The 5,414-nt window shown below is 73.7% G+C and carries 4 protein-coding genes; 1 reads left to right on the top strand and 3 read right to left on the bottom strand.

What is annotated here, in order from left to right; all coding sequences use genetic code 11:
* The first annotated feature begins 78 nt into the window (after positions 1-78).
* Positions 79-2,364, top strand: coding sequence for an aconitate hydratase (locus VFW24_08310; protein HEX5266763.1), 2,286 nt, complete (start codon positions 79-81; stop codon positions 2,362-2,364).
* Between the two features lie 268 nt (positions 2,365-2,632).
* Here VFW24_08310 and VFW24_08305 read toward each other — a convergent pair whose 3' ends face one another.
* The 3 genes from VFW24_08305 to VFW24_08295 form a co-directional block, all read right to left on the bottom strand.
* Positions 2,633-3,400 carry a hypothetical protein gene (locus VFW24_08305; protein HEX5266762.1) on the bottom strand — a complete coding sequence of 256 codons (768 nt, stop codon included), beginning with the start codon at positions 3,398-3,400 and terminating at the stop codon, positions 2,633-2,635.
* Entirely contained in the window at positions 3,397-4,680 is a 1,284-nt protein-coding gene (locus VFW24_08300) for a MurT ligase domain-containing protein (protein HEX5266761.1), read from the bottom strand. Before VFW24_08300 ends, VFW24_08305 begins: the two co-directional genes overlap by 4 nt.
* 29 nt (positions 4,681-4,709) lie before the next feature.
* Positions 4,710-5,414, bottom strand: a 705-nt coding sequence (locus tag VFW24_08295) for a lysophospholipid acyltransferase family protein (protein HEX5266760.1), incomplete at its 5' end; no start/stop codon positions are given.

The raw sequence follows: 5,414 nt of genomic DNA, 5'->3' as shown, positions 1-5,414 counted from the left end.
GACGGTCGGCGATGGTCCGGTAGCGAATCTCCCGCACTTGTCATATACTTGTATCACACTGCTGGCCTGGAGGGAACCATGCCGAACGAGGGCCCGATCGTCACCGCCACCACCCCGCTCGAGCTGATCGACGCGGTCTATGCCCGCCTGCCCGAGCGGATGGCCACCGGGCGCCGACGCCTGGGCCGGGGGCTGACCCTGGCGGAGAAGATCCTCGTCAACCACCTGGCCGACCCCGAGGGCCAGGCCCTCGACCGGGGCCGCAGCTATGCCGAGCTGTACCCCGACCGCGTGGCAATGCAGGACGCCACCGCCCAGATGGCTCTCCTGCAGTTCATGACCGCGGGCCTGCCCCAGGTGGCGGTGCCGACCACCGTCCACTGCGACCACCTCATCCAGGCCCACACCGGGGCGGCGGCCGATCTCAAGGCGGCCGAGGGCACCAACTCCGAGGTCTACGACTTCCTGCGCAGCGTCTCGGCCCGCTACGGCATCGGCTTCTGGAAGCCGGGGTCCGGGATCATCCACCAGGTCGTGCTCGAGCAGTACGCCTTCCCGGGCGGGATGATCATCGGGACCGACAGCCACACCCCGAACGGCGGCGGCCTGGGGATGGTGGCGGTCGGTGTGGGCGGCGCCGACGCCGTCGACGTGATGGTCGGGGGCACCTTCGGTGTGCGCTGGCCCAGGCTCATCGGCGTCCGCCTCACCGGGTCGCTGTCGGGCTGGACCGCCCCCAAGGACATCATCCTCAAGGTGGCCGAGGTCCTCACGGTGAAAGGGGGCACCGGCGCCATCGTCGAGTACTTCGGGCCGGGCACGGCGTCGATCAGCGGGACCGGGAAGGCCACCATCTGCAACATGGGGGCCGAGATCGGCGCCACCTGCTCCCTGTTCCCGTACGACGACCGCTCCGCCGCCTACCTGAAGGCCACCGGCCGCGAGGCGTACGCCGACCGCGCCGCCCGGGTGCTCGAGGACCTGCGCGCCGACGCCGAGGTCGACTCGGATCCGGAGCGCTACTTCGACCAGGTCATCGAGATCGACCTCGACACCCTCGAGCCCCACATCGTCGGTCCCCACACCCCCGACCTGGCCCGGCCGGTGTCGCGCATGGGTGCCGACGCCCGGGAGAACGGGTGGCCGGCCGAGCTCACCAACTGTCTGGTCGGGTCGTGCACCAACTCCTCCTACGAGGACATCACCCGCGCCGCCAGCGTGGCCCGCCAGGCCGCGGCCCGGGGACTGCGCTCGCGCGTGCCCCTGCTGATCACCCCGGGTTCGGAGCGGGTCCGGGCCACCATCGAGCGCGACGGCCTTCTGGGTGACCTGGAGGCCATCGGTGCAACGGTGCTGGCCAACGCGTGTGGGCCGTGCATCGGGCAGTGGCAGCGCGACGACATCGAGGAGGGGGAGTCCAACTCCATCCTCACCTCGTACAACCGGAACTTCCCGAAGCGCAACGACGGCAACGCCAACACCCTCGCCTTCATCGGCTCCCCGGAGATCGTGGTGGCCTACGCCCTGGCGGGGACGCTCGACTTCAACCCGCTGACGGGTGAGGTCGAGGGCGGTGTCCTGCAACCCCCCACCGGCGAGGAGCTCCCGTCCCGCGGCTTCGAGTCCGGGGAGGCCGGGTTCCTGGCCCCTCCGGCCGACGGCAGCGACATCGAGGTCAGGGTGAACCCGTCGAGCACCCGGCTCCAGCTGCTCGAACCCTTCTCCCCGTCACCCGAGGCGGAGCTGGTCGGGCTGGCCGTCCTGCTCAAGGCCAAGGGCAAGTGCACCACCGACCACATCTCCGCCGCCGGCCCGTGGCTCACCTACCGCGGCCACCTGGACAACATCTCGTCCAACCTCTTCCTCGGCGCCGCCAACGCCTTCACCGGTGAGGCCGGCAAGGGGCGCTGCCCGGTCCACGGTGAGGTCGAGTCCTTCCCCGACGCCGCCCGCCACTGCCGGGAGGCCGGCGTGGACTGGGTGGCGATAGGAGACGAGAACTACGGGGAGGGCTCGTCGCGTGAGCACGCCGCCATGGAGCCCCGCTTCATGAGGGGACGGGCCATCCTGGCGCGCAGCTTCGCCCGGATCCACGAGACCAACCTCAAGAAGCAGGGCGTTCTGGCGCTGACCTTCTCCGACCCGACGACCTACGACCGGATCGGCGAGGAGGACCGCATCTCGATCCTCGGGCTCGACCAGCTGACGCCGGACGCCCCGGTCCAGTGCCGCATCGACCAGGCCGACGGCACCAGCTCCGACTTCGAGGCCACCCACACCATGTCCCCCGAGCACATCGCGTGGTACCGGGCCGGCTCGGCGCTCAACCTCATCCGGCAACGGATGGAATCCGGGGCTGGCTGAATCTGGGAGGGGCTCTTCCCCCGCCCCCCGCACAGAGAATTGGTCGGCCATATATGAAAGTTCACGTATGCCGGGCCAAATCACACGCCGCGTGGCGACCATCCCACCGATGCTGGCCGAGACCGACCGAGACGGGGGCAGACGGCGTCCATGGCGGCGCGCTCCGTGGGAAAACAACGGCCATATATGAGAATTCATATACGGCACCGAAAAAGTGTTTCGCGGAGGGCCGGGGGGAGAGCTCGGGCCCCTGGGTACGGCCCGGGCGTCAGCCCCGGGACACGACCCGGCGCCAGAGACCGGGCCGGGACCGCCTCGCGGCGGCCAGGCGCTCCGAGCGCAGGTCCTCGGCCTCGGTATCGTCGAGGGGGGCCAGCGCGCCGGTGACCGACTCGAGCACGGCGTCGGCCAGGGCCGGGTTGCGGGCCAGCACGGGCCCGTGCATGTAGGTGCAGAACACCCGGCCCGACCGCGCCCCTTCGGCCCCGTCCTCGGTGCCGTTGCCGACGCCGCTCACCACCCGGGCCAGCGGCTCCACGCCCCGGCCGAGCTCGGTGACGGCGCCGTGGTTCTCGTAGCCGGTTAGCTCGGGGAGCCCGAGGGCCGGGTCGGGGCGGGTGACCAACTCCCCCACCGCCCGCCGGCCGCTGCCCTTCCGGCTGCGCACGTCGATGAGGCCGATGCCGGCGTGCTCGGCGCCGCCGGCGCCGGGGAAGGAGCTCCCGATCACCTGGAAGCCGGCGCACACCGCCAGCACGGCGGCCCCGGACTCAACGGCCCGGCCCAGCGGGCTCCCGGGGGCCAGCTCGGCGGCCGATCGGGCCTCGGGGCCGTCCTCCCCGCCCCCCAGGCAGTAGACGTCGCCGGTGGCGGGAACCGGCGCACCCGAGGTCGCCTCGACCAGCTCGGCCGCCAGGCCGCGCCACTGCAGGCGCCGGGCCAGGATCACGCCGTTGCCGCCGTCCCCGTAGGTGCCGAGCAGATCGGGATGGACGACGACGATGCGCACGGCCGAGTCGGCGCGGGTCGGGCTCACGCGGCCAGGCGGCGGAGGGACTGGAACGAGGTGTAGTTGGCGACCACGTCGACCGGGGGGACCGAGGGACCTGCGGCTGCGGGAGGAGCCGGCGGGGCCAGCGCCGCGGCCCGGGCCACCGCCCCGGTGAGGTCGGGGACGGTCTCGTGGGCCACCTCGGCGTAGCGCAGCCGGACGGCCAGGTCCCGGCACCGCTCCCCCGTGGCGACGACGGTGCGGCCGGCCAGGCGCTCGAAGGGCACGTCCCACAGCCAGGACGGGTCGCGGCCGTCGGCCACCCGGGCGTTGATGGCCACCACCACCGGAGCGGGGGCCGGCGTGAGAAGGTCGAAGATCTCGGCCCACCCCGCCGGGTTCTTCGCCAGCAGCAGGCGGGCCCCGGCCCCGCCGACCCGCACCACCCCGTAGCGGCCGTCTACGTCGGCCACCGTCGCGAGGGCGGCGGCGGCCCGCTCGGCATCGGCCCCCATGACCTCGGCGGCGGTGACCGCCATGGCGGCGTTGGCCCGGTTGCAGCGGCCCGGCAGCGCCAGGTCGAGGGTGAGGCGGCGGGGGGCGGAATGAGATGAACGCGAGGCGGGGGCGGACGACCCCGCCGTCACCATGTCCGACCCCTCCAGCCACACGTCGACCGGTGGGCGGGTGAAGCCGCAGGTGCAGGACCAGGCCGCTTCGCCCGAGAAGACGATGCGGCCCTCACAGGCCGGGCAGCCCGAGGCGTCGAGGCGCCACGACATTCCCGCCGCCACCCAGATGACGCGGCGGGCGGGCTGGGCGCCCCACACGACCATGGGGTCGTCGGCGTTGGCCACCACGGCGGTGGAGGGGGCCAGGGCCGAGACGGCGGTGCGCCAGCGCCCGGCCAGCATGCGCACCTCGTTGATGCGGTCGAGCTGGTCGCGGCTCAGGTTGAGGAGGACGACCGCCTCGGGGTGGACGGCGTCGGCCACCCGGCCGAGGTAGGCCTCGTCGACCTCGAGGGCGGCGCGGGACGCGTCGGGCGGGGCGGCGGAGAGGGCGGCCACCAGCCCGTAGGGGAGGTTGGCCCCGCCGGCGTTGGTGACGACCGGGCCGGCGGTCTCGAGGGCCCGGGCCAGGAGGCGGGTGGTGGTGGTCTTGCCGTTGGTCCCGCTGACGAGGGCGCTGCGGCGCCCGGCCGCCAGGCGGGGCAGGGCCGAGGGGTCGAGGGCCAGGGTCACCCGCCCCCCGATGACCCCGCCGCCACCGGCACCGAGGCGCCGGGACAGCCCGCCCACGGCGGGGCCGAGGCGCGCCGCCACCCGGGTGCGCAGCGGGAGGGCGGTCAGGCTCAGGCCTCGACGGCGTGCCCGGCCGGGGTGGCCAGGGCGATCTGCTCCGGGGTGGGCCGGCGCCGGCGCCGGGCCTCGGGGGGAAGCAGGGCCACGATGGCGTCCATGATCCGCTCGGTGTCGGCGTGGGGGTCCTCGCCCGGCAGGTCCACGGCGGCACCGACCCGGACCCGCACCTTCGGCGGGTTGACCACGTTCTGGACCAGCGGGACCCGGGAGCGCCGGGGCCACACGTGCTCGGTCCCCCACAGCCCGAACGGGATCACCGGGGCGCCGGTCATGGCGGCCAGGCGGGCGGCGCCGGTCTTGCCCTCCAGCTGCGGGTCGAAGAACTTCGCGCCCCGCGGGATGGTGCCCTGGGGGAGGATGGCCACCAGCTCTCCGGCGGCGATGGCGTCGGCGGCGGCGCGGAGGGGCTCGGCCGATCCGGTGCCGCGGTCGACGCGGATCCCGCCGGCGGCGCGCGCCAGGGCTCCGACCACGGGGGCGTCGAACACCTCCTTCTTCCCGAGGAAGCGGAGGTTGCGGCCGGCGCCGAGGACGGGCAGGCCTAGGGCCACGAAGTCGAAGTAGCTGCGGTGGTTGGAGACGATGATTCCCGGACCCTCGCGGGGGATGTGCTCGGTACCGGAGAAGTCGAAGCGGGCGAACGGTACGAGCGACGGGTGCGAGAGCCACCGCACCACGTCCATCAGCTCGGTCCC

The organism is Acidimicrobiales bacterium (assembly GCA_036273495.1).
Taxonomy (GTDB): domain Bacteria; phylum Actinomycetota; class Acidimicrobiia; order Acidimicrobiales; family JAJPHE01; genus DASSEU01.
Note: the sequence above shows the minus strand (reverse complement) of the source record. Positions and strands in the feature narration are given on the sequence as shown.

Excerpts from the sequence above, each read along its gene's own strand:
- VFW24_08310 (HEX5266763.1), top strand. The coding sequence starts at position 79 with ATGCCGAACGAGGGCCCGATCGTCACCGCCACCACCCCGCTCGAGCTG.